This is a genomic window from Streptomyces sp. NPDC028722, from assembly GCF_040637655.1.
Lineage (GTDB): Bacteria > Actinomycetota > Actinomycetes > Streptomycetales > Streptomycetaceae > Streptomyces.
The window spans coordinates 116304-139962 of sequence record NZ_JBEZWU010000014.1 but is presented as its reverse complement, the minus strand read 5'-3'; the positions used below and the strand labels follow the sequence as shown (position 1 = coordinate 139962).

The 23659-nt window shown below is 75.1% G+C and carries 22 protein-coding genes and 2 pseudogenes; 13 read left to right on the top strand and 11 right to left on the bottom strand.

Annotation, left to right across the window (positions count from 1 at the left end):
* The first annotated feature begins 37 nt into the window (after window positions 1-37).
* The 3 genes from AB0F03_RS22165 (at window position 38) to AB0F03_RS22155 (ending at window position 3088) form a co-directional block, all read left to right on the top strand.
* Complete coding sequence (locus AB0F03_RS22165; protein WP_361994574.1) at window positions 38-637, top strand: DUF4232 domain-containing protein; 600 nt, start codon at window positions 38-40, stop codon at window positions 635-637.
* Window positions 638-1340: 703 nt separating this feature from the next.
* Window positions 1341-2135 carry an SDR family oxidoreductase gene (locus tag AB0F03_RS22160; RefSeq protein ID WP_361994571.1) on the top strand — a complete coding sequence of 265 codons (795 nt, stop codon included), beginning with the start codon at window positions 1341-1343 and terminating at the stop codon, window positions 2133-2135.
* A gap of 155 nt (window positions 2136-2290) precedes the next feature.
* A complete protein-coding gene (locus AB0F03_RS22155; RefSeq protein WP_361994568.1) occupies window positions 2291-3088 on the top strand; it encodes a beta-glucanase in 798 nt (265 codons plus the stop codon).
* Between the two features lie 69 nt (window positions 3089-3157).
* On the opposite strand, the gene AB0F03_RS22150 is transcribed toward AB0F03_RS22155, so the two are convergent.
* Window positions 3158-3934 carry a polysaccharide lyase family 7 protein gene (locus AB0F03_RS22150; protein WP_361994565.1) on the bottom strand — a complete coding sequence of 259 codons (777 nt, stop codon included), beginning with the start codon at window positions 3932-3934 and terminating at the stop codon, window positions 3158-3160.
* Between the two features lie 471 nt (window positions 3935-4405).
* On the opposite strand from AB0F03_RS22150, the gene AB0F03_RS22145 reads away from it, so the two are divergent.
* A complete protein-coding gene (locus tag AB0F03_RS22145) occupies window positions 4406-7585 on the top strand; it encodes a LuxR C-terminal-related transcriptional regulator (protein WP_361994561.1) in 3180 nt (1059 codons plus the stop codon).
* Between the two features lie 65 nt (window positions 7586-7650).
* On the top strand, window positions 7651-8934 hold the full coding sequence (locus AB0F03_RS22140) for a helix-turn-helix domain-containing protein (protein WP_361994558.1): 1284 nt from the start codon (window positions 7651-7653) through the stop codon (window positions 8932-8934).
* 72 nt (window positions 8935-9006) lie between these two features.
* Here the strand turns inward: AB0F03_RS22140 and AB0F03_RS22135 are convergent, their stop codons facing one another.
* Window positions 9007-9861 (bottom strand): carbohydrate-binding protein, encoded by an 855-nt coding sequence (locus AB0F03_RS22135; RefSeq protein WP_361994737.1) that lies wholly within the window; start codon window positions 9859-9861, stop codon window positions 9007-9009.
* 83 nt (window positions 9862-9944) lie between these two features.
* A complete protein-coding gene (locus tag AB0F03_RS22130) occupies window positions 9945-10883 on the bottom strand; it encodes an AraC family transcriptional regulator (RefSeq protein WP_361994555.1) in 939 nt (312 codons plus the stop codon).
* A gap of 199 nt (window positions 10884-11082) precedes the next feature.
* Between AB0F03_RS22130 and AB0F03_RS22125 the strand changes: the two are divergent.
* The 3 genes and pseudogenes from AB0F03_RS22125 to AB0F03_RS22115 all read left to right on the top strand — a co-directional run.
* Window positions 11083-11739, top strand: a pseudogene (locus AB0F03_RS22125) (LysR family transcriptional regulator); the annotation flags it as partial.
* 55 nt (window positions 11740-11794) lie between these two features.
* Complete coding sequence (locus tag AB0F03_RS22120) at window positions 11795-12736, top strand: MerR family transcriptional regulator (protein ID WP_361994552.1); 942 nt, start codon at window positions 11795-11797, stop codon at window positions 12734-12736.
* A gap of 69 nt (window positions 12737-12805) precedes the next feature.
* Window positions 12806-13453 (top strand): FMN-binding negative transcriptional regulator, encoded by a 648-nt coding sequence (locus AB0F03_RS22115; protein WP_361994549.1) that lies wholly within the window; start codon window positions 12806-12808, stop codon window positions 13451-13453.
* 82 nt (window positions 13454-13535) lie between these two features.
* Here AB0F03_RS22115 and AB0F03_RS22110 read toward each other — a convergent pair.
* The 3 genes and pseudogenes from AB0F03_RS22110 to AB0F03_RS22100 all read right to left on the bottom strand — a co-directional run.
* Window positions 13536-13661, bottom strand: a pseudogene (locus AB0F03_RS22110) (transcriptional regulator); the annotation flags it as partial.
* Window positions 13662-14062: 401 nt separating this feature from the next.
* Window positions 14063-14959 (bottom strand): NAD(P)-dependent oxidoreductase, encoded by an 897-nt coding sequence (locus tag AB0F03_RS22105; RefSeq protein WP_361994546.1) that lies wholly within the window; start codon window positions 14957-14959, stop codon window positions 14063-14065.
* Window positions 14960-15064: 105 nt separating this feature from the next.
* Window positions 15065-15268 carry a hypothetical protein gene (locus AB0F03_RS22100; RefSeq protein WP_361994543.1) on the bottom strand — a complete coding sequence of 68 codons (204 nt, stop codon included), beginning with the start codon at window positions 15266-15268 and terminating at the stop codon, window positions 15065-15067.
* 95 nt (window positions 15269-15363) lie between these two features.
* On the opposite strand from AB0F03_RS22100, the gene AB0F03_RS22095 reads away from it, so the two are divergent.
* The gene (locus tag AB0F03_RS22095) at window positions 15364-16335 is read left to right on the top strand and encodes an alpha/beta hydrolase (RefSeq protein WP_361994540.1); all 972 of its coding nucleotides are present in this window, start codon (window positions 15364-15366) and stop codon (window positions 16333-16335) included.
* A gap of 27 nt (window positions 16336-16362) precedes the next feature.
* Here AB0F03_RS22095 and AB0F03_RS22090 read toward each other — a convergent pair whose 3' ends face one another.
* From AB0F03_RS22090 to AB0F03_RS22070, 5 genes are all read right to left on the bottom strand, one after another.
* Complete coding sequence (locus AB0F03_RS22090) at window positions 16363-16746, bottom strand: VOC family protein (RefSeq protein WP_361994537.1); 384 nt, start codon at window positions 16744-16746, stop codon at window positions 16363-16365.
* A 58-nt stretch (window positions 16747-16804) separates the two neighbouring features.
* Window positions 16805-17869: a YihY/virulence factor BrkB family protein gene (locus AB0F03_RS22085; protein ID WP_361994534.1), complete on the bottom strand. Its 1065-nt coding sequence runs from the start codon at window positions 17867-17869 to the stop codon at window positions 16805-16807.
* Window positions 17870-17977: 108 nt separating this feature from the next.
* Window positions 17978-18580: a hypothetical protein gene (locus AB0F03_RS22080; RefSeq protein WP_361994531.1), complete on the bottom strand. Its 603-nt coding sequence runs from the start codon at window positions 18578-18580 to the stop codon at window positions 17978-17980.
* Window positions 18581-18702: 122 nt separating this feature from the next.
* Window positions 18703-19503: a TIGR03943 family protein gene (locus AB0F03_RS22075; RefSeq protein ID WP_361994528.1), complete on the bottom strand. Its 801-nt coding sequence runs from the start codon at window positions 19501-19503 to the stop codon at window positions 18703-18705.
* Entirely contained in the window at window positions 19500-20540 is a 1041-nt protein-coding gene (locus AB0F03_RS22070) for a permease (protein WP_361994526.1), read from the bottom strand. The genes AB0F03_RS22075 and AB0F03_RS22070 overlap by 4 nt, the downstream gene beginning before the upstream one ends.
* Window positions 20541-20763: 223 nt before the next feature.
* Between AB0F03_RS22070 and AB0F03_RS22065 the strand changes: the two genes are divergently transcribed.
* From AB0F03_RS22065 to AB0F03_RS22050, 4 genes are all read left to right on the top strand, one after another.
* Complete coding sequence (locus AB0F03_RS22065; protein WP_361994523.1) at window positions 20764-21564, top strand: serine hydrolase; 801 nt, start codon at window positions 20764-20766, stop codon at window positions 21562-21564.
* 185 nt (window positions 21565-21749) lie between these two features.
* Window positions 21750-21980, top strand: coding sequence for a helix-turn-helix transcriptional regulator (locus tag AB0F03_RS22060; RefSeq protein WP_361994520.1), 231 nt, complete (start codon window positions 21750-21752; stop codon window positions 21978-21980).
* Between the two features lie 128 nt (window positions 21981-22108).
* Window positions 22109-22522, top strand: a complete 414-nt coding sequence (locus AB0F03_RS22055; protein WP_361994517.1) for an SRPBCC family protein — start codon at window positions 22109-22111, stop codon at window positions 22520-22522.
* Window position 22523: 1 nt separating this feature from the next.
* Entirely contained in the window at window positions 22524-23597 is a 1074-nt protein-coding gene (locus AB0F03_RS22050; protein WP_361994514.1) for a type I phosphomannose isomerase catalytic subunit, read from the top strand.
* Window positions 23598-23659 lie beyond the last annotated feature (62 nt).

The window sequence follows — 23659 nt, the reverse complement described above, 5'->3', positions numbered from 1 at the left end:
CAGACCCGGAAGCCGACAACGAAGGAGTACACGACTCATGACGACTCGGCAGCACAGGAGTCACACCCCCCAGGCCCCGACGACCGCCCGGTCCGGACGCCGCCGGCACCTCGGCCGGGCGATACTCGCCGTGACCACCGCCGCCGGACTGGGCCTCGCCGGCACGGGCGCCGCGCGGGCCGCCGGGACGCGAACGGCGACCACGGCGCCCACCTGCTCCGTATCCGCCCTGAGCGCCTCGTTCGGCAAGCAGCTGGCCGGCGGCATGAACCACCAGGGCGTGGTCGTCAAACTGACGAACACCGGTGCCCGCACCTGCCTGCTGCGGGGCTTCCCGGGCCTCGGCCTGGAGAACGCCGCTCACCGGACGCTTCGGTCGACCACCCACTGGGGCGACACCTGGTACGCGAAGAGCCCCGCCAAGTCCACGCTGACCCTCCGCAAGGGCGGGAGCGCCGAGGCGGTCATCTCCTGGACCCATGCCAACACCGGCACCCCGGACGCCGTCCGTGCCGCGTACCTCCAGGTGACGCCGCCGGCCGCGACCAGCCACAAGACGCTCGCGTTCCCGCAGTGGGTGGACCAGGGTGACCTCCAGGTCACGGCTCTCGCGTACCGGATCGACGTCCAGGACTGAGCGCCGCGGGCCGCGCCGGGGCCACGCCGTCCCCACACCTGGCCCACGCCGTCCCCGGGCCAGGGCCGCGTCCCCTCCGCACCACTGCCGGGACGGCCGCGCCTCCTCCGCACCATGGCCGGGATCGAGCCGACCTCGGGCCGGCCGGTCGGGGGCCGGCCGGCCGACGGGGATTGGACGGCCCGGGTTCGGCCGAGGCGGACCGGCGTGGGGCGGGACCGCCGGGACCGCCGGGACCGCCGCGCTCCCCCCGCACCACGGCCCGGATCGAGCCGACCTCGGGCGGGCCGGTGCGGGCGGGACCGGATGGGGTCGGTCTAGGTGGACCGGCGTCGGCCGGGACGGACGGACCGGCGTAAGCCGAGGCGGCCCGGCGTGGGCCGAGGCGGTCGCGCCCCCTCCGCACCACGGCCGGGATCGAGCCCACCTCGGGCCGGCCGGTGCAGGGGGGCGGCCGGTGCGGGCCGGGGTCAGCCGGATACCCCTCAGGAAGCCGGGGCAGGCCGGGCCCCGCAGGAAGCCGGGTCAGCCGGATGCCCCCGCACGACGCCGGGCCCGGACGGATGTCACCGCACAAGGCGCCGGGGCCGGACGGCCGATCGCGTTCGTGCCCCGCCGTTCTCCGGCGCGCGCGACCGCCGCACTCGACGGACCGTGGCATGACCGTGGCATGAACGCGCGCACGAAGGGAACCCGCCCGCCCATGCACATCGACCTCACAGGACGTACCGCCCTGGTCACCGGCTCCACGCAGGGCATCGGCGCGGCCATCGCCCTCGCTCTCGCCCGGGCCGGCGCTCGCGTGGGCGTCAACGGCCGCGACGAGCGGCGGGTGGCCGACAGCGTCGAGTCGCTGGCCGGCCAGGCGCCCGGCGCGCAACTGGTGCCGGTGGCCGCCGACGTGTCCGGCGAGGAGGGCGCGGCCCGAGTGGCGGAGGTGCTGCCGCAGGTGGACATCCTCGTCAACAACCTGGGCGTCTTCGGCGCGGCCGACCCGCTGGAGATCAGCGACGCGGAGTGGCGGCGCTACTTCGAGGTGAACGTGCTGGCCGCCGTACGGCTGACCCGGCAGTACCTGCCGGGTATGACCGAGCGCGGCTGGGGGCGCGTCCAGTACGTCGCCAGTGACTCGGCTGTCGCGATCCCGGCGGAGATGATCCACTACGGGATGTCGAAGACCGCGCTGCTGGCGGTGAGCCGTGGGTTCGCCAAGAAGGCGGCGGGCACGGGCGTGACGGTCAACTCGGTCATCGCCGGGCCCACGCACACCGGGGGCGTCGAGGACTTCGTGTACGAACTCGTCGACCGGGACGTGCCCTGGGACGAGGCGCAGCGTACGTTCATGCGCGAGCACCGCCCGCAGTCCCTCATCCAGCGGCTGATCGAGCCGGAGGAGATCGCCCACATGGTGGTCTACCTCAGCTCGGAACAGGCGTCGGCCACGACCGGCGGAGCGCTGCGGGTCGACGGCGGATACGTCGACTCGATCCTGCCCTGAGCCGGGGCTCCTGAGGGACACGTCGGGCCGCCGGTTCACGTGCCGCGTCCGCCGACGGGCCGCGAGCGACCGTGCCGTTCACCCGTAAGGGCCAATCTGGCGGCCGGCTCGGGGCCCGGGCGCATGACCGGCCCGGCGTCGGCGAGATATCGGACATGGACGAACCTGCACTGGGCGGACCGCTTCCGGCGCCGCGCCGCCCGACCGTGTACGACGTAGTGTTCAGGGCGGACTTCACCTCGACGGCACAGTGGGTCGCGGGCCGCTCGTGGGCCTATCCGGGAGGAGGCCCGGTCAATCCGGGCGACGACAAACTGGACTACCTGGTGCCCGATGCCGGCTACAGCCGCTCGGGCGTCTTCCGGGCCGGCCGCCGGCCGGACGGGAGATGGAACACGGGCCTGCTGACCACCGAGGGCAGCGAGGAGGGGTTCACCGTCCGGCCGGGGGACGTGCTCGAGGCCCGCGTACGGCTGCCGGAGGAGACCGGCGCCTGGCCGGCCATCTGGACGTGGCGGGACGGCGACCAGGAGATCGACGTCTTCGAGTACCACCCGGACAACCCGGACCTGCTGGAACTCACCAACCATGTGCACGGCGCCAACCGTTACCTGCGGGACGACGCCGTCCGCCCCGGCGCCTGGATCGAGCTGCGCACCGAGTTCGGGCCCCGCTCCGTGGTCTGGTGGCTGAACGGCGCGCAGGTCTTCTCGGACGGACGGGGTGTGGGACACCACTGGTACGCGTACCTCATCGTCAACCTCTCGGTGTGCGGCGGGCGGTACCACCCGCCGCCCGAACCCGGGACGACCGAGATGTCGTACGAGGTGGCCGACCTCGTCGTACGGCGCCCCTCCGCCGGCGGCACCGGCCACGGCGCGGCAGCCGCCGCCGGGCGTCCCGGGACGGCGTCCGCGGCGGGAGGCGGCGAGCAGTCGCCGGCCGGGCCGTGACCCGCGCCGCCCGGTCCTCCTGCCGCGCGGCCACCCGGCGGCCCGCGGACGCCGTCCGGGCCCGGCGGATCAGCCGTGGGAGACCGCCAGCCCGTAGAAGGCGACCCGTGCTCCCTTCGTGGTGCTGTCCGAGGACGACTGGTTGTACGAGCCGGCCTTGAAGTACTGCTTGTACGGCTTGAAGGAGGACGGGATGGCGTAGTGGGTGGTGCTGCCGTTGACGGTCAGGTCGATGGTGTTGCCGCCGGAGACGGCGATCGTGTAGGTCCAGGTCTTGCCGGTCGCCACGTGCCCCACGGCGTGCGGTGTCTGGCCGCCGGACGGGGAGTCCTCGGTGCCGAGGACGATGTCGCCGCCGGCGTGGTAGTACAGCTCGAGCAGCGGCTTGGTGGAGGAGCCCCCGGTGCCGAGGTGGATCTGGCCCACGCAGACGTTGGACGTCACCGACACCACGCGGAGTGTGGCGCTCATCCGGTGGGAGCCGCTCAGGGACCAGTCGGCGGCGCTGCCGTCGCGGTTCATCTCGCGCAGTTCGGAACGGGCGTAGTGGGAGTTCGGAGTCGTGACCCCCTTCTCCGGTGCCCAGAAGGTCATCGCACCGTCGCGCGTGTCGGTGTAGAAGTACGCGTCCTGGTAGCCGTCGGCCCCCTGGAGCCGGGACGAGGGGATGGTGGTCGGCGATCCCGGGGAGCCGACCGGTTCCTGGAGCTGCCATACGGACAGGTCGAAGTTGCCGCCGGGCGCGACATGCGGATCCGCGGCGTTCGCGCTGCCGTTGCCGAGCGCTGCCAGTGTGCCGACGAGGCCCGCGACGGTCATCGTCGCGAGGAGTCTGGAACGGGTCATGTGGGGTGAACCTCCCGGATACGGCGGTGGGTGGATCATGACGATCGTTCAGCCTGCTGAACGCTGAGCGCATTCTTGGATGGCTCGTGGGTCCGTGAACCTAAAAGTCTGAACCAGACACGTCAAGAGGTGCCGCGAGAATCCGCTGCGGCGATCCCCCGCGGCCCGCTCGCGCGAGACCGGTGGGACTGCCGGTCCGGTCGTCCCGCACAGCGCCCACAGCGCCGCCGCCGGGCCCGGGCCCGGGCCCGGCGGCGGCGCCATCGGCCGGCGTACGCCCGCGCGTGCCGGCGGATCCGCGGGCGCGCCCGTTGTGCCGGTGCACCGTACGGGGGCACCGGCGTTGTGCCGCGTCACAAGGCGGCCCGCGCCGGCTTCCCGCAAAAGCGCAGGTGGCGGTGGTGCCGGCCCGGCCGGGTGACCCGGACGTACGGCTTCCGCCCTTCCTTACGCGTCAGTAAGGTCGCGGGAATGACCGGACAGACCCCCCTGGGACCCGCCGCCCCGCGGTACCGTCCGGGCCCGCCACGGCACGCGACGGCCGTGCTGTGGGACCGGTTGCGCGGCGACGGAGCGTGCGTCGTGACCGGCGAGCCCGGCAGTGGCCGCTCGGCCTTCCTCGGCTGGGCCGCCCGCGCGTTCACCGCCGGGCCGGTCGTGACCGTACCCGCCGGCCCCGCGCGGTTCCGCCGACCGCTGGCCGGGCTGCGGGCGTTGTGCCGCGCGGCCGGGGTGCCGGCCGGCGCCGGGTGCGCCGCCCGCCCGGAGCGGGAGATCATCGACGCGCTGGAGGCGACGGCCGGGCCCCGGACCGTACTCCTGTGCGTCGACGACGCGCATCTGTGGGACCCCCTCTCCCGGGCCGCTCTCGGCCGGCTCGCCGCCCGTCCCGCCGCGGGGGGCCGGATCGCCGTACTGCTCAGCGTCGCCGGGCACCGGCCCGTGGACCCGGAGTTCGGCGGTCTGCCGCTGCTGTGCCTGGACCCCCTCGCCTCACCGGACGCCGCGTCCCTGCTGGACGACGCCGCGCGGGGCGTGCTGGACCCCGCGGTACGGGACGAGATCTCGGCCGCGGCGGAGGGCAATCCCGCGCTCCTGCTGCACCTGCTCCACCGGCTGACCCCGGCTCAGCTGAGCGGCCTCGCGCCCCTGCCGCGTCCCCTGGCCGACGCCGGGACACTGAGCGCGCTGGCCGGTGGACACCTCGCCGGACTGCTCCCGGGGCAGTGGGACCTGCTCCTGGTGACCGCGGCAGCCGTACAGGTCTGCGGTGAACCGGCCGTCGATGCCGATGTCGTACGCCGCGCGGCCGCCGGACTCGCCGGGCACCCGCCATGGCCCGGACCCCGGCCGGGGCCACGCTCCACCGACGCGAGCGGACGTGTGCCGATTCCCCTCCCACCGTTCGAGCCGTTCGAGCCGTTCGCCGGCGACGGCCCGCTCGCGCTCCGCCCGTCGCCCCACCCCCAGGAGCCCGGCGCCGACGAGGGCGGACGTGTTCCGTGCCCCGTCCCGTTGCCCGAGCCGCTCGTCGCCGCCGACGGACGGCTCGGCTTCCGCAGTGGGCTGCTGTGCCGCACGGTGTACGCGACCGCGCCGGCCGGGCGGCGCCGTGCCGCCCATGACGCCCTGGCCCGTGCGCTGCCCGACGGGCGCGGCCTGCCGGCGTTGCTGCACCGGGCCTGGGCGGTCACCGCCCCCGCCCCGTCGCTCGCGGCCGACCTGGCGGCCGCCGCGTCCGACCCGGCCCCGTCGGCCCCGCCCGCGTTGCGCTGCACCGCCCACACCCGCGCCGCCGAACTCACGCCGGACGGCACCCGGCAGGTCCGGTGGTACACGGCCGCCGCCGAACTCGCCGTGCTGGCCGGGCAGTCCGCCCGCGCGCTGCGGCTGCTCGACACCGTCCGCGGTCGCCCGGCGCCCCCGGCGCTGCACGCGCGCGCCGAACTGCTGCGCGGGACGGTACTGCGCTGGGACGGCCCGGTGGACGACGCCCGGGAGACCCTGCTGCTCGCCGCGGCGTGGTTCGCCCCCCACGACCCCGAGCAATCCGCCGAGGCCGTCCTGGGCGCCGCGGACGCGGCATGGTCGGCGGGCGACCTCGCGGCATGCCTGCGAGCGCTGGCGGAAGGCCCGGCGCCCGCACACCCCTCGTCCGGCGCGTGCGGCGGTGAACACCCGCCCCATCCGGGCCGAGTGCGTCCGCCGGCCGGGCCCCCTCTCCCGCCCGCCCGCTCCCGCGCCGCGACCCGGTCGTGCGATGCCGCCCTCGCACCCACCGATCCCCGCTCCGCGACTCCGGCACCCGCGATCCCCCGGCCACCCACCGGTCCTCGCCTCCCGACCCGGCCGGCCGGCGCCGCCGTCACGCCGTCCGCCGTCCTGTGTGACCACCGCGCGGGCCTGCGGGCGGTCCTGCTGGGCCGCTTCGACCAGGCCGCCGCCCCGCTGCGGCGGGTCGTGCGCCACGCGGACGCCCAGCCGGCCCTCCCCCGCCCGGCGGACGATCCGGAGCGGTTCCTGCGGGCAGCAGCAGCGGCGCTGCTCCTCGGGGACACCGCCGCCGCCCGGCGGGCCGGTGCGCGGGCGCTCGCGGTGGCCCGTACGAACCGGTCCGCCGTGCACGAGGCGCGGGCCCTGGAGTACCTGGCCTACGGCGAACTCCGCGCCGGACGGCACGCGCTGGCCCGTACGCACGCCGAGGAGGGCCTGCGCACCGCGTACCGCACCGGGCAGCGCAACACGGCCGCCCACCATCACGCCGTACTGGCCCTGGCTGCGTCGATCGAGGGCGAGGCGCACACCGTCGCCGAGCAGGTGACGGCCGCGCTGGCCGTCGCCCGCCGGCACGGACTGGCCCAGGCGGCCGCCCTGGCCCAATGGGCGGCCGCCCGCGCCGATCTGGGCCACGGCCGGCCCCGGGAGGCCGCCGAACGGCTCGGCCCGCTGGTCCGGCCCGGCCCGGGGCGCGGTCACTTCGCCGTCTGGATGCTCGCCGTACCGTGCTACGTGGAGGCGTGCGCGCTCGCCGGGCAGCCGGACCGGGCCCGGGACGCGGTCGAGGACCTCGCGCGCTGGGCGGCGTGCGACGCCGATCCCCAGGCTCCCGCCCAACTGCTGCGCTGCCGTGCCCTGCTGGCCCCGCCCGAGACCGCCGACCCGCTGTACCGGCAGGCGCTGCACCGGCACGGGGAGGTCACCGGCGGTGACTTCGAGCGGGCCCGTACGGAGCTGCTCTACGGCAAGTGGCTGCGCAGACGCCGCCGGCCGCGCGAGGCGCGTGCCCAACTGCGGGCCGCCCAGTTCGGTTTCGAGCGGTGCGGCGCCCGCCCGTGGGCGCAGCAGGCGGCGGCGGAACTCCGGGCGAACGGGGTGGCCGGGGCGGGCGGAGCCGCGGCGGCGGGTGGAGCGGTGTCCCGGGGCGGTGACACCCGGCCGGACGCGCTGGCCCGGCTGACCCCGCAGCAGCTCCGCATCGCCCGCGGGGTCGCCCAGGGCCTCACCAACCGGGAGGTGGCCCTGAGTCTGTCGGTCAGCACCCGCACCGTCGACTACCACCTGCGCAACGTCTTCTCCGCTCTCGGCGTCCGTTCCCGGACGGAGCTGGCACGCCTGGTGGAGCGGACGGAAAAGTCCGCTGCACACCCCTAGGGACCGACCAGGCGGTATGTCATTCTTCGAGCACGACGAGTCAGCCGCCCCTGGGGAGAACCGCGATGCACCCTGCCGTACGGCCACGGCCCGTGCCCCGGCCGGGGCCCCAGCCCGCACCCCGGTCGCGCGCGCCGCGCTCCCGGTCGCTGATCGACGCCGAGGCGCTGCGGGTGCTGCACCGTGCCGCCCGCACGCTGCTGGACGGCCTGCCCGGCCTCACCGACCGGCTGGTCGCCGCCCTGCGGGAACGGCAGCCGGCGTACCGGGCCGCGCTGGACGGCGACCGTCCCGGCACCTGGCAGGAGGTGCACCGCTCGCTGCGGCACAGCGTCGCCTCCCTGCTCGATCCGCGCGGCACCCGCGAGACCGCGCGCCACTGCTCCTGGCGCATCGGGGTCACCCGCGCCGAGCAGGGCATCCCCCTGGACGCGGTGCTGCACGCCTACCGCCTGGGCGGTGCCCTGGTGTGGCAGGAACTCCTCGACGTGACGTCCCGTACCGCTCCCGAGGACGTACGGCTCCTGGTGCATGTGGCGGGCGGCGTCTGGGACTTCGTCGACGAGCACTGCACGCTGGTCGCGGACGCCTACCGGCAGACCGAACGGCAGCTCGCCCGGCGGCGCGAGAACCGGGTGCGGCTGCTGGCCGCCGCCCTGCTCGACGGCACCGGCCGCATCGCCGACCTGCCCGAGACGGCCCAGGCCCTCGGACTGCCCGAGCGGGGCCGGTACACCGTCGTGGCGGTCGCGGGCGCACGGTCCGCCGACGCCGTGCGCGCCCTGCTGCCCCCGCGGGTGCGGGTGCACTGGCACACCGGCCCGGAGACGGACTACGGCATCGTCGCGGCCGGGGACGGCGTCCCCGCGGCAGGGGACGGCCTGATCCCCGTACCGGCCGCACCGCCGGACGGGCTGCGCGTCGGGATCGGTGACGCCGTGGACGGGCTGGCCGCCGTCGGCGGGGCGCGCCGGCTGGCGGACACCGCCCTGCGGCTGTGCTCCGGGTCGGGTGGCACGGTACGGCTGGCCGGTCACCTGCCCGAGGCGCTCGTGGTGTCCTGTCCGGACCTCGCCGCCTTACTGGCCGAGCGCGCGTTCGGTCCGCTCGCGCGGCTGGACCCGGCCGACGCCGGCGTGCTCTTGGACACGGTGGCCACCTGGCTGGCCTGTGACGGTTCCGCGCAGCGGGCGAGCCACCGGCTGTACTGCCACCGCAACACCGTCCTGAACCGCCTGCGCCGCTACGAGCAGCTGACCGGCCGTTCGCTGTCCCGCCCCGCCGATCTGGCCGAGACCGTCCTGGCCCTGGCCGCCCGCCGGCTCCTCCCGGCTCCCCAGGCCCCCTGACACCCCGTCGCGCCCGGTCTGCCGGGCGGTGTGGCGCGGCGGCCGTCACGGGCCGCCGTGCCCCCCGCCCTGTCAGGCGGCCCGCCACAGAGCCGGGACCGCGGGGGGCTCCCAGCCGGGCTGGGCCGTGTGCGGCTGGAGGCAGGTGTAGGTGCGGCCCGCGTAGGTGACCTGGTCCCCCGCCCGGTAGGTGGCGCCCACGGCCCAGGTGCCGCCCGGCGGCGGGGGGTCCGTCGGGGTGGGGCCCGGGCCGGGGTCCTGCGGGACGTCGAGGACGAAGTCGAACGCCGCCTCCCGGCCGCCGCCGGCGTCCCGCACGGTCATCAGCAGCCGCGGGTCGAAGATCGTGTCGGTGCTGTTGCGCGGCTCGTTCGGGAAGTACAGCTGCGTGGTCAGGATCGGCCGGCCGGGCGCCTGCACCTTGACGTGGAGGTGCCGGGTGCGGCCCGGGTAGAGGCCCGGCACGATCGTGGTGAGCGCGAACGAGCCCCGGGAGTCGGTGTACTGGTGCCCCCGCAGCCGGAACCCGGTGTTGTCGTACGCGCCGTTGGTGTCGGCCTGCCAGAAGTCCAGTAGAACGCCGGTCAGGGGGCGGCAGGCCCGGCCGAAGACGTAGCCCGTCACGGTGAGGGGCGTTCCCGGCATGCCCGGTTCCAGGAGGCTGGTGCGCTCCGGCGAGCGGGGTTTGAAGTAGGGGCCCTCCATCTGTTCCGGAGTGGGGTCGTCGCCGTCGTCGCACGGCGGGGTGAGGCCGGGTGCCGTGCCGCCCGCGGCCAGGGTACGGGCGAGGGCCGGGCCGCCCATCAGGGCGACGGGGATCGCCGCGGTGGCCGCGAGCGCCGCGCGCAGCACCGTCTTGCGGCCGACGAGCCGGGGAGAGCGCGTCCCGTCCGCCGTGCCCGGGCCGTTCGCACCCACGTCGTCCATGTGCGCTCCGTCCGTGCCTGCTCCGTCCCTGCGTGCTCCGTCCATGGCTGCTCCTCCTGTGGGGGGTCGGATCGGCAACGAACCTAGGCGCGCGCCGACGGGGCTTCGAGGGACTGGTGAGGGCGGCTGTGGTGTTTTCGGAAGTCGCCGGGGCTGATGCCGGTCTCCCGCCGGAAGAACCGGCTGAAGTAGGCGGGGTCGGCGAATCCGGTGCGGGCGGCGACCTGCCGTACCGACAACTGGGTGTGGGCGAGCAGCCGTTGCGCCTGGTACGCGCGCGCCTCGATCAGCAGCCGTCCGGGCGGGCGGCCGGTGGCGGTCCGCACCGCCTGCGTGAGGTAGCCGGGTGTCACGCCCAGCCGGCCGGCGCACTCCCGTACGGACCACCCCGCCGCCTCGGGACGGGCGAGCAGCCGGGTGAACGCCTCGGCCACGGCGGCCGGCCGCCCCCCGGACTCCGGTTCGCGGCCGTCACCGGTGCGGCCCGGCAGCCGGGCAGCACGCACGAGGAGCACGTGGAGCAGGGAGCGCAGCACGCTCTCGTGTCCGGGGGCCCGCTGCCGGTGTTCCGTGACGAGTTCGGCCATCAGGCGCCCGACGGAGCGGTCGTGTTCGGCGTCCAGGGCGAACCAGCACTGCCGGCCGAGTCTCCGCAGTATCTGGCGGTCGCGGGGGTGGTCCACCAGGAAGTCGTCGGTGAACAGCACGAGAGTCCCCTCCGGCCCCCGGCCGCCCTCCCAGTGGTGCACCTGGCCGGGCAGGACGACCGCGAGGTGCGGGGGCCGTACCGGCCAGCGGGCGAGGTCGACGACGTGGGTGCCGGAACCCGCGCTCACATGGACGATCTCGTAGAAGGTGTGCCGGTGCGGCCGGTCCCAGCGGGACAGCGGGCCGACCGCCTCGAAGGTGCCGGCGGCGAACGGTACGGCGGCCGGCCCGGCCACCTCCAGCCGGTGCAGGGGTACGTCCCCGGCCGGGGGCGGCAGGCCGGGAGTTCCCGGTAGGACGGTGGTGCTGCGCATCGGCCGTGGTCCCCTCTGTGGACGGTGTCGGGTCTCTCATCGGTACCCCATCGGCACGGGGTAGGTACAGACCAATCCGGTCGGTGTGACGATGCGCGGGCGCGGAGGCCGGAAAACGGTGCCGGGCCGCCGCTCACCCGCACGCCCTGGTCCGTACCAGCCTCTTGCCCCTCGGCCGCCCGCGCCGCAAGCTCCCTCCATGGAGTTGGAGTTGCGGCAGCTCAGGACCATCCGGGCCATCGCGGACGCGGGCAGCCTCACCCGGGCGGCGACGGCCCTCGGGCTCGCGCAGCCCGCGCTCAGCGCGCAGCTCAGGCGCATCGAACGAGCCCTGGGCGGCGCGCTGTTCGAGCGCGGGCAGTACGGGGTGCGGGCCACCGCCCTCGGGGAGCTGGTCCTGGAGCGCACCCGGATCGTGCTGCCCGCGGTGAGCGAACTCCAGCAGGAGGCGGCCCGGTTCGCCCGCACCCGGCGGGACGGGGAGCGGCTGCGGATCGGCGGCACCCACGGGCCGCTGCTCGGCGCGCTGGTGGACCGGCTGGCGGACGCGGCCCCCGGCACCGCCGTGACCACCTGCGCCTCCTGGTCGGAGCGGGAACTGGCCGGGCTGCTGGCCGAGGGGCGCCTGGACTCCGCGCTCACCGGCGCCTGCGGCTCCGCGCCCCCGCCCGACACCTCGCACCTCGTCTGGGAGGAGATCGCCGCCGACCCGGTGTTCGTCATGCTCGCCGACGGCCGTCCGCTGGCCCGCGGCCGGGAGATCGACCTGGCCGCGCTCGCGTCCGAGGAGTGGGCGTGCGTACCGGGAGACGGCTGTTTCGCGGACTGTTTCACCGCGGCCTGCGCCCGGGCCGGGCCTCGCTTGACCTTGCCCCCAGGGGCAGGGTTTAGCGTGAGGCGAGGTGAACGGCATGAGGATCAGCGAGCTGGCGCGCCGGGCCGACGCGACGGCCAAGGCGGTGCGGTACTACGAGTCGCTGGGGTTGATCACACCCCAGCGGCTCGCCAACGGCTACCGGGACTACGACGAGGAGGACGTACGCCTCGTACGGGAGATCAGGGCTCTGACCCGGCTGGGCCTCCCGGCCGAGCGCACGCGGCCCTTCCTGGAGTGCCTGGCGGCCGGGCGGGCACACGCCGACGACTGCCCGGCCTCGCTGGCGGGCTACCGCGAGGCCATCGACGAACTGACCGGGCGTATCGAGGCGCTGACCGCTCGCCGCGCGGCGCTGATCACGCAGCTGGACACGGCCGCCCACCGGGGCAGCGGCGTCGCACCACCGGGCGGGGAACACTACCTGTCGCTGCCCGCCGGGCTGCCCGTCCCCGAGGACGACGGCGCCGCGGACCATCTGCCGGGCATGAGGGTGCCGCGGATCTCCCTGCCCACCACGGCGGGCCGGGAGGTCCGGCTCGACACGCTCGGCCCCCGCCGGACGGTGCTCTACGTCTACCCGCTCACCGGCCGCCCCGGCACCGATCTGCCGGAGGGCTGGAACAGCATCCCCGGGGCCCGCGGGTGCACCCCGGAGTCCTGCGGCTTCCGCGACCACTTCCAGGAGCTGCTCGACGCCGGTGCCGGGCGGGTGTACGGGCTGTCCAGCCAGGACTCCCGGTACCAGGGCGAGGTCGTGGAGCGGCTCCGGCTGCCGTTCGACATGCTCTCCGACCCGGGACTCCGGCTGGCCGGCATGCTGCGCCTGCCCACGTTCACGGCCGGCGGGACACGCCTGTTCCGGCGGCTGACGCTCGTCGTCCGCGACAGCGTGATCGAGCACGTCTTCCATCCGGTCTTCCCGCCGGACGCACATGCCGGCCAGGTGCTCACCTGGCTGCGCGAGAACCCCCTGTGAGCGACTTTCCCCGTACGGCGTGCCGCCGCGACGCCGGAGCCGTGTCCCCGACCGACCGAGAGACCGACCATGTACCTACCGCACCACTTCACGGCCGACGAGGCCGCCGTCCGTGACCTGCTCGCCCGGCAGGGCGCGGCCGACCTGGTCACCATGACCGGGCGGGGCCTCCTGGCCACACTGCTGCCCTTCGAGTACGACCCGGAAGCCGGTGAGCACGGCTCCCTCGTCGGGCACCTGGCGCGCGCCAACGACCAGTGGCGGGAGCCGGTCCAGGGCGAGGCCATGGCGATCGTCCGGGGACCGGAGGGCTATGTGACACCGTCCTGGTACCCGTCCAAGGCCGAGCACCACCGGGTGGTGCCCACCTGGAACTACATCACCGCCCATGTGTACGGGCGGCTGGTCGTGCACAACGACCCCGCCTGGGTGGCCGCGCAGCTGCGCCGGCTCACCGACCGGCACGAGGCCGGCTCCGCCGAGCCCTGGTCCGTCGACCAGGCGCCGGCGAAGTTCGTGGAGGCGCGGCTGCGGGCGGTCGTCGGCGTCGAGCTGGTCATCAGCCGGATCGAGGCCAAGTTCAAGCTGAGCCAGAACCAGCCGCGGCCCGACGTCGAGGGAGTCGCCGCGGGCCTGGAGGCCCGGGGCCGGGCCCATGACGCGGCGCTCGCGACAGCCGTGCGCACCCACAACCCGCCCGCCACCGCCACCTGCTGAGCACGGCTCGTCGTCGCTCACCGCCTGAGCCGCCCGTCTCCGCCGCGTGGTTCGCGGAGGCGGTCGGTCGGTCCGTGGCGTCCCCGGGGCGCAGGAGCAGGCCGAGAAGACCGGGGAAGCGTGCGTCGAACTCCGCGCGGCGCAGCCGGTTGACCCGCCGGGGGCCCTCGTCCCGCTGCTAGACCAGCCCGCCACCGCGCAGTACGGACCCCTGGGGGCCGTGGCCACGATCGCGTTCCTCGGCCCGCTCGTCATCGCCTTCGCCGGCTCCTGACGACCGGTCACCCCGCTGCCCGGGTGCGGGGCGGCCGGTGGGGTCCTCGCGCTGGGCGGGGCGGCGTGCCCCCGGGCGCCGGCCGGGCCGGCTCCGGGCCGCGGTGGCGGTGGCGGCCTGCTGCGGGCCGGTGCGTGCTCGGCCCGACCCGCATGGCCCGGCGCGTGCGCGGCGGTCAGGCGCCGGCGCTCGCGGTGCCGGGCGCCGTGCTGCTGAGCGCACGGTACCGGTGTCGCGTCGTACGGCGTCGCGCAGGCCGGGGCCGCGCTCCTGGACCCCGCTCCCCCCTGCGCCCGGCACCGGCCGAGCCGTGACGGCAACCCCGCGCACGGCCCTCAGGCGGACGGACGGCCGTCGGGGCCGAAGCTCGCGAAGTAGGCGGCGGCCATGTCCTCAGCGCCGTGACCCTGCGCCGCGGCACGCTCCAGGCGCTCCGCGCTCGCGGCGGCCACGTCCAGGCGCACGCCCGCGCGTTCGCCCGCCTCGACGATGAGCCGGGCGTCCTTGGCGGCCGTGTCCACCGCGAACTGGGGCGGGGACAGCTGGTCGTCGAGGATCAGCCCGGCCTTGACGCGCAGGTACGGCATGTCGAGCGGGCCGCCGTCGATGGCGTCGAAGAAACTCTGCGGGTTCACACCGAGCCCCTGTGCCAGGGCCATGGCCTCGCCGGCCGCGGCGGTGGCCGCGATGACCCAGCTGTTGGCGACCAGCTTCAGCCGCGTCGCACTGCCGGCCGCGCCGTCCTCGCCGGTCCACACGGTGCGGGAACCGACCGCGTCGAACACCGGGGCCACGGCGTCGCGGTGCTCGCTCGGCCCCGCGGCGAGGACGAGCAGTCGGCCGGCCTCGGCGGGCCGGCGGGTGCCCAGCACGGGCGCGTCGAAGAGGACGAGGCCGTGTTCGTGCGCGAAGGCGGCCAGTTCGCCGATGGCCTCGGTCCCCACAGTGGTGGACTGGGCCCACAGGGTGCCGGGGCGCAGTGCGGGGGCGGCCTCGTGCAGGACGTCCAGGACGGCGCGGCCGTCGTAGAGCATGGTCAGGACGGCGTCGGCGCCCTCGACGGCCTCGGCGGGTGTGCCGGCGACGTGCGCGCCGTGGGCGGCCAGGGGTTCGGCCTTGGCGCGGGTGCGGTTCCAGGCCCGGACGGTGTGCCCGGCCCGGACGAGGTTGCGGGCCATCGCGGCGCCCATGATGCCGGTGCCCAGGACGCTCACGGTGAGCTTGGCGGACATGTCGTCACCTTCCTGATGGTTGCTTGCGGGCGTTTCGGGGCCGGGCGGCGCGCCCGGGCGACGCGGTTGCCGGGCCGGCCGGAGCCCGGTACGGATCCGGATCGTTCAGGCGGCGGTCCGCGCCGAGGCGGCGCGGACGAGGCCGCCCGGCCACGTCCGGTCGCCGAGGAACACCGGCTTCGGCGTCTGCCGGACCGGCTCCGCGGCCGCCCGGCCGATCTGTGTCTCCCGGCTGAGGATACGGACCCGGCCGCCGGGCAGCTCCTCCACGCCCCGCAGCCTCCCGCATGCGCCGGCGGCCGAATCCATGCACTGTGGCTAAACCGGCGGTGCGCTGACGGGCAACCGTCCCGCGCCCGCCGTTCTTACGGTGGCGAGGCACCCCCGAACCAAGGAGAACGTCGATGTCCGATACCGTGACGCCGGTGAAGCCGGTACTGGAACCCGCCGCAGCCGATTTCGTGGCGGCGACCGCCCAGCCGCCGTACCTGTTCGACCTGCCGCCGGCGGAGGGCCGCAAGGCGGTCGACGAGGTGCAGTCCGGCGCCGTCGACAAGCCCCCGGTCGACGAGGAGTGGATCACCGTTCCGGGTGGCCCCACGGGCAGTGTCCGTACCCGCGTCGTCAGGCCCGCCGGCGTCACCGGCACCCTGCCGGTCATCCTCTACATCCACGGCGCCGGCTGGGTGTTCGGCAACGCCCACACCCACGACCGTCTGGTACGCGAACTCGCCGTCGGCGCACGGGCCGCCGTCGTCTTCCCCGAGTACGACCTCTCCCCCGAGGCCCGTTACCCCGTCGCCATCGAGCAGAACTTCACCGTCGCCCGGTGGATCGTGGAACAGGGCGCCGACCACGGCCTGGACGCGGCCCGCATCGCGGTCGCCGGTGACTCCGTCGGCGGCAACATGACCGCGGCCCTGACCCTGATGGCCAAGGAACGCGGCGGCGTCCCGCTGGTCCAGCAGGTGCTGTTCTACCCCGTCACCGACGCCGCCTTCGACACGTCGTCCTACCACCAGTTCGCCACCGGCTACTTCCTGCGCCGCGACGGCATGCAGTGGTTCTGGGACCAGTACACGACCGACGCCGCCGAACGCGCGGAGATCACCGCCTCCCCGCTGCGCGCCACCACCGAACAGCTCACCGGCCTGCCCCCGGCCCTGGTCATCACCGGCGAGGCCGACGTGCTGCGCGACGAGGGCGAGGCGTACGCCAACAAGCTGCGCGAGGCCGGTGTCGCGGTCACCGCCGTGCGCTTCCAGGGCATCATCCACGACTTCGTCATGCTCAACGCCCTGCGCAGCACCCACGCCGCCACGGCCGCCATCGACCTGGCCGTCCGCACCCTGCGCACCGCGCTGCGCACGGACTGAGCCGGACCGGCGGCTCGGCTCCGGTCGTCACACCGGCTGGAGCCGGGTGCGCAGGAGGCAGAATTCGTTGCCCTCCGGGTCGGCGAGGACGTGCCAGCTCTCGGTGCCGGTCTGGCCGACGTCGGCGGGCCGGGCACCGAGAGCGAGCAGCCGCTCCAGCTCGGCGTCCTGGTCACGGTCGGTGGCGCTGACGTCGATGTGCAGCCGGAGCTTCCCGGTCCGCGGCTCGCCGCTGGGGCTGAGGACGAGGGTGGGCTGCGGGCCGCCGAAGCCGGCGCCGGGCGGCCCGATCTCGATGCTTCCGTCGTCCTCCCGGGCGAGTTCGACGTAGCCGAGGACCTCGCTCCAGAACGCGGCGAGCCGCTCCGGGTCGGCGGCTTCGATGACCAGCTCACTGATGCGGCATGCCATGCCCGTCAGTGTACGAAGACGACCGGACCCCGCGGCACCACGGCACGTCAGGTACGCCTCAGGTCTCGTCGAGGCGGCGTACGTCCTCCTCGTCCCACTTCCGGGTGTCGCGGGGCTGGGTGTAGGGCTCGGCCTGCGGCGGATGGCCGCCCGCGATGGCCCGCTGCCGTACGGTCTCCGCGTCGAACTCCAGGCCGAGCAGGATCGCCAGGTTGGTGAGCCACAGCCAGACCAGGAAGACGATGACGCCGGCCATGGTGCCGTAGGTCTTGTTGTACGACGCGAAGTTGGCGACGTAGAACGCGAAACCGGCGGAGACGACCATCCAGATCAGCAGGGCGAGGACGCTGCCCGGGGTGAGCCACTTGAAGCCCTTGACCTTGGCGTTGGGGGTCGCCCAGTACAGGATGGCGATCATCACGGTGACGAGCAGGACCAGCACCGGCCACTTCGCGATCGTCCAGACCGTCAGGGCCGTGTCGCCGATCCCGAGCGCCTGTCCGGCGCGGCGGGCCAGGCCGCCGGTGAAGACCACGATGAGGGAGCTGGCCACGGCGAGCACCATCAGCACGACGGTGACGCCGACACGGACCGGGAGGATCTTCCAGACCGGACGGCCCTCGGGCATGTCGTAGACGGCGTTGGCGGAGCGGATGAAGGCGGCCACGTAGCCGGACGCCGACCACACGGCCAGCACGATGCCGAGCACGGCCACGAGCGAACCGGTGCCGGAGCCGTTCTGCAACTGCCGCACGGCCTGGGTGATGATGTCCCGGGCGGGACCGGGGGTGAGGTTCTTCAGGTTGGCCAGCACCTTGTCCGTGACGGACCTGCCGGCGACGGCCAGCAGCGAGACCAGCACGAGCAGCGCCGGGAACAGGGACAGGACCGCGTAGTAGGTGAGCGCAGCGGCCCGGTCGGTCAGCTCGTCGTCCCGGAACTCGCGCAGGGCCCCCTTGAACACCGCGGCCCAGGCCCCCTTGGGCAGCTTCGCGGGATTGTCCGGGGCCCGCCGTTCGACGTCCTCGCCGGGACCGGCCTCCTCGGGCGCCGGGATCCGCGTCTGCGGAGTCTCGTCATCGGACTGCCGGTCGTGTCGCCAGGGGACATGCAGCTTTGCCATACGACCCGGGTATCCCTGCCGCGCGGCCTCAAGCACCCGTGCTCGCCCCCGCACCCGGAGACACGGCACGGCGAGGTTCCGTGGTGTCCGGGCCGGAGTCGCGGACGGTCAGCCCCTGCCTCCGCTGAGGTTTCCCCACCGGGGGCCTATCTGCTTCCACTCCTCGTCCCACTCGGCCATGCGCCGCCGGATGAGACGGTTCCGGATCACCCATCCCACGCCCCAGACGGCCGCCCCGGCCGAGGGGGCGAGGAGGGCTCCGGTGAGGGCCGCCTGGAGGTCGGCCCCCGCGCCGGTGACGGGCGCGGACACGATCCGGTCCGCCTGGTTCGTCCACACCGTGACCGGGGACCCGGCGGGGTGTCCCGGGAGGACCTTCATCCGGTCGGTGTGCACCGAGCCGTCCGGATCGGTCCAGCGCACCGCGGCCCACACCCGTCCGTCGTCGTATCCGGTGCCGGCCGCCGGGGTCCTGGCCACGTCGTCGGTGAGCACCGCGGACACGGCGTGCAGCCGGGCCTGCCGCGCCGCGAACACCGACTCGGACGTCTGGGCCGCCGCCAGGCCGGCGAAGACGCCGGCGGCCAGCGCGAGCACCCAGGTGGCGAGGACGATCCAGGCCTCGACGACATCGCTGTGCCGCCGCAGCGGGTTGCGGCGCCATCGCCACAACCGCACCTGGGTGACCGTCGTGGGAGGTGTCTGTGTCATCGTCACCGCCTCCTGGCGCGCGGTCTCGCGGACCCGGGCCGCCGAACCTCACGACACCATCGTGCACCCCGGCCGCGACCGGGGCGCGTCCGCGCCGAGGAAGCCGTACGGCGGGCCGGTGCCTAGGAGGGCGTGAGCGGCAGGTCGTCGGTGTAGGCGTTCACGGGCTGGGCGACCGGGCGGGCGTCCGTGACATCGAGGGCCGCCTCGGCGGTCCTCGTGCCGAGGCGGCCCCGCGGGTGCCAGGTGCCGGTCACCGCGAGCCAGGTGTCGGCGGGGGGCGCCTCGGTGCCGTACACGCGCACCTTGACGGTCTGCGAGTCGGCCGCGCAGCACGAGAAGACGATGCGGGTCAGGTACCAGCCGTCGCCCTCGCCGGCCGGGGTGACGAAGCCCGTCAGCCGGACGGTGCGGCCGCGGACGGCGTGGCTGCGGTCCTGCTGGACGCGCCTGGTGAAGTCCGTGAGGGTCAGGGGCAGGGGCGAGGTCGCGGGCAGGGGGGCGAACCCGGTCCGTACGGCGACGGGCTTGCCGTTCGCGCGGGCCGCCGTGTACGCGCCGAGGGCGGGCGGCGCGTAGAAGAGCAGGCTCAGGGCCGGGAGGAACAGCAGCCAGGCGATGCGCGGGGCGGCGGTGTGATCGTGCCCGTGCCCGCCCCCGTGCGCGTGGCTGTTACCGTGCCCGCCCCCGTGCGCGTGGCTGTTCCCGTGCCCGTGTCCGTGGTCGTCGTGGGATGCGGGCCGGCGTCCGCCCCGGGTGGCCGCCGCCGCCAGGCCGAGCAGCAGCAGGATCACCCCCGAGGTGATCAGCATGGGGCGCAGTCCGGCCCTGACGTACCGCAGGTAGGTGTCGGTGAGCAGGGCCGAGTGCAGGAGGCCCGCGCCGGTCAGGGCCAGGAGCAGGGTCTGGACGTGGCGTCTCACAGCAGCGCGCCTCCGGTCAGGACGCTCAGGGCGACCGCGACCACGGTGGTCGCCGCGGAGAACCGCCAGGCGAAGGCGCGGCCGAAGGTGCCCGCCTGGAGGGCGATCAGCTTCAGGTCGACCATCGGGCCGACCACCAGGAACGCGAGCCGGGCGGTGGGCGGGAAGCCGGTGAGGGAGGCGGCGACGAACGCGTCGGCCTCCGAGCAGACGGCCAGCAGCACGGCGAGGACGGCCAGGAAGAGCACCGCCGACCAGGGGGTGCCGGAGAAGGTGTCGAGGACGGCGCGGGGCACGGCGACGTTGAAGGTGGCGGCGGCCATCGCGCCGAGCACCAGGAAGCCGCCCGCGTGCAGGAAGTCGTGCTGGAAGCCGAGCCGGAACTCGGTCCAGCGGCTGTGTCCGTCCCGGTGGCCGGTGTGCCCGGGGCGCAGGAGGGGCCGCAGCCACTCCTCCTTGCCGAGCCAGAGCCACAGCCAGCCCATCACGGCCGCCGTCGCGAGGGAGGCCAGTAGCCGGGCGGCGACCATCGCCGGGTTGCCGGGGAAGGCGACGGCGGTGGCCGTGAGGACGACGGGGTTGATCGCCGGCGCGGAGAGCAGGAAGGCGAAGGCGGCGGCCGGGGTGACGCCCCGGCGGATCAGGCTGCTCGCGACGGGTACGGAGGCGCACTCGCAGCCCGGCAGGACCGCGCCGGCGACACCGGCGACCGGTACGGCGAGAGCCGCCCGCTTCGGCAGCACCCGGGTGAACAGCTCGGCCGGGACGAAGGCGTTGATCGCGCCGGACAGGGCCGTGCCCAGGAGCAGGAACGGCAGCGCCTGGACGGTGATGGCCAGGCAGACGGTGCGCCACGCCTGGACGGCCGGCTGGTCCAGCCACCGCGTGCCCGCCGCGAGGAGTACGACGGCGGTGCCGGCGGCGAGCGCGAGGACGGCGGTGCCGGACGGCCGGGGCCGGACGCGGCGCACGGGCGGGCCGGCGGGTGCGACCGCCGGGCGTTCCGTCACGCCAACCAGTTCATCCGTTTTTTCCATGATCGCTCCGGATGTCGGTGTCCGGCCGACGATAGGCGAGAGGGGCCGCTCGGCGGCGCCTACACGCCGCGCGAGGCCCGCCCGGACGCGCGTACACGCCGCCGGGAGGTGACCGGACGGCACGTGCGCCCGTCGGTGGCTCTTCTCACAATCCGGCGTGAAAGGGCCCGGGAGTGACGGCTGCCACGTCGCCGGACGCGCGGGATGGCTACGTTCGTGACCCATGCCGTCCCTCCCCTCCCCCACCGCACGTGTCCGCGCCGGCGCCCTCCTGGCCTCGGCAGCGACCCTCCTGTCCGCCGGTCTCCTCCAGCCGGCGACGGCCGCCGCCGCGTCCCCCGTCACGGGCGCGGCGCACGCCACGGCCGCCGTCCTCGACCTGGACGGCACCGGCCGCACGCCCGTGATCCACGGCGAGGACAGGGCGTACGACACCGCCAGCATCGTCAAGGTCGACATCCTCGCGGCGCTGCTGCTCCAGGCACAGGACGCGGGACGGCAGCTCACCGCGCGGGAGCGGAAACTGGCCGAGCCGATGATCCGGCGCAGCGACAACACGGCGGCCGACACGCTGTGGCGGCAGATCGGCCGGGCCTCCGGGCTGGCGGCGGCCAACAGGCGGCTGGGGCTCACCGCCACGACGGGCGGGCCCGGAAACAGGTGGGGGTTGACCCGGACGACCGCGAGCGACCAGGTACGACTGCTGCGGAACGTGTTCGACGCGGGCGGCCCGGCGCCCACCGCGCTGGACGCGGACTCCCGCGCCTACGTCCGCACCCTGATGAGCCGGGTCCTGCCCGAGCAGTCCTGGGGCGTCTCCGCGGCAGGAGCCGAGGGCGCCGGGCGGATCCTGAAGAACGGCTGGCTGGAGCGCAGCACGACCGGCCGGTGGGACGTCAACAGCGTCGGCGAGGTCACCGTCGGGGGGCACCGTTGTCTCGTCGCGGTCCTGACGGACGGCAGCGCGTCCATGAGCGACGGGGTGGCCCTGGTGGAGCGGACGGCGCGGGCGGCCGTGGCCTGAGGGGCCGGCCCTCCGCCAGGCGACGGGGGCCGCTCACCCAGGGTGTCCACACCCATACCCGGACCCCTGTGACGCGCCTGTGACAGTCGGCGGACACCCCCATGAAGTCCGGCAACCAATCTGGTGGAACAAGGGCAAAACGCCCTAATCGGAACAGCCCGAGCCGTTCTGCCGGAGGAACCACCATGAGCGCCACTCTCGTCCCGTCGCCCACCGAAGCCCCCGCCCCCGCGCTGGCTCCGCGCGAGCGGGAGACGCTCCGGCACATCGCCGCCGGCCGCACCTACCTGCAAACGGCCCGCCACATGGGACTCTCCACCCACACCGTGGACGCCTACCTGCGCCGCATCCGGGCCAAGCTCGACATCACCAGCACGGCCCAGCTGACCCGCACGGCCATCGCCATGGGCCTGTGACCGCCATGGGCCTGTGACGGCGGGCCGGAGCGCGATCCGCAGGCCTTGGCGCGGCCAGGGCTTTTCGGCCGGCGTGGAACGGGCACGCGGTCCGGGTACGACTTCCGAACCGGAGGAGCTGTACCACGATGGCCGAGTACGAACGTTCCCGCACGATGCCCGCGCAGCCCGAGCACGTCTTCGACCAGGCCGCGAACGTCGCCCAGCTCGACGCCTGGCTCCCGGACGGCCTCCACGTGGACGCCGGGGACCCGCCCGCCGTGACCGTGCACGAGGACGGCACCGGCCAGGACGTGCCCGCCCTGCTGCGGTCCCAGCCGGACCAGATGCGTCTGGAGTGGGGCACCCGCGGACAGGGCAGCTACACCGGCTGGCTCCAGGTGGCGGGCATCGGCAGCGGTGCCAGCGAGGTCACCGTGCACCTGTCCTTCTTCGCCGGGGGCCACGACCCGGGCGAGCAGGCCGTGTACGAGGCCCTGGACGGCAGTCTGCAACGGCTGGAGGAACAGGTGCGGATGCGGGTCGACAACCCGGCCGGCTGACATGGCGGGGCAGGTTCACCGGTATCCGCTGACCCTGACCACACCCGTCAAGCAGCACGTCTTCGGCGGCCGTGCCCTCGCCGACCGGCTGGGCCGCTCCGGGTTGCCCTCCGGCCCGGTCGCCGAGACCTGGGAGGTCAGCGACGTCGACGGCGAGGGTGCGGCCGTCACCGAAGGGCCGCTGCGTGGCCGGACCCTGCGCGAGCTGATGGCACAGGACCCCGGCGGCCTGCTGGGCGACCGCCCGCACGGGCCGCGCTTCCCGCTCCTGGCGAAGTTCATCGACGGCAGCCGTCCGCTGCCGGTGCATCTGCACGCCGACGACGAGACGGCCCGCCGCCTGGAGGGGGAGCCGAACGGCAAGACGGAGGCGTGGCACGTCCTGGACGCGGCGCCCGGGGCCACCGCCCTGGTCGGGGTCCGGCCCGGGGTCGGCGGGGAACGGCTGCGCCGCGCGCTGCTCGCGCAGGACTTCGACGCGGTCATGCGCCGGCTGCCGGTGCGCGCCGGGCAGACCGTCTACGTACCGGGCGGAACCCTGCACAGTTTCGGGCCGGACACCCTGGTCTACGAGATCGAGCAGACCTCCGACATCCAGCAGCACGCCATGCCCTGGCGGATGGAGGACGGTGCGCCGCTGGACGAGGGCGAGCGCGAGGCGAACATCGCACGGCTGCTCGACGAGTGGCGGCCCGGGCCGCGGCCGGAGTTCCAGCCCGGGCTGAGCGTCACGGTCGAGGACGCGGTCGTGCGCACGGTGCTGTGCGCGGGGCCGTACTTCGCGCTGGAGCGGTGGACCGCGGGCACGGCGGCGCCGGTCAGCCGGACGTTCTCCACGGCCCAGATCCTCAGCAACGCCGGCGCCCCGGTGACCGTCACCTCCGGTGACTGGACCGGGCGGCTCGGCCGGGCGCGGACGCTGCTGCTGCCGGCCGCGCTCGGCCGGGTGCGGGTGGACGGGCCCGCCGATGTGCTGTTCGGCTTCCTCCCCGACCTGGAGGCCGGCATCCGGGCCCCGTTGACGGCCGCCGGACACGGGCCCGCAGCGATCGCCGCGCTCGGGGAAGGCCTCTGACGCACCGGCACCGGCCGGCACCGGTCCGGGCGGACGCCGGAACCGGTGGGCACCGGCTCCGG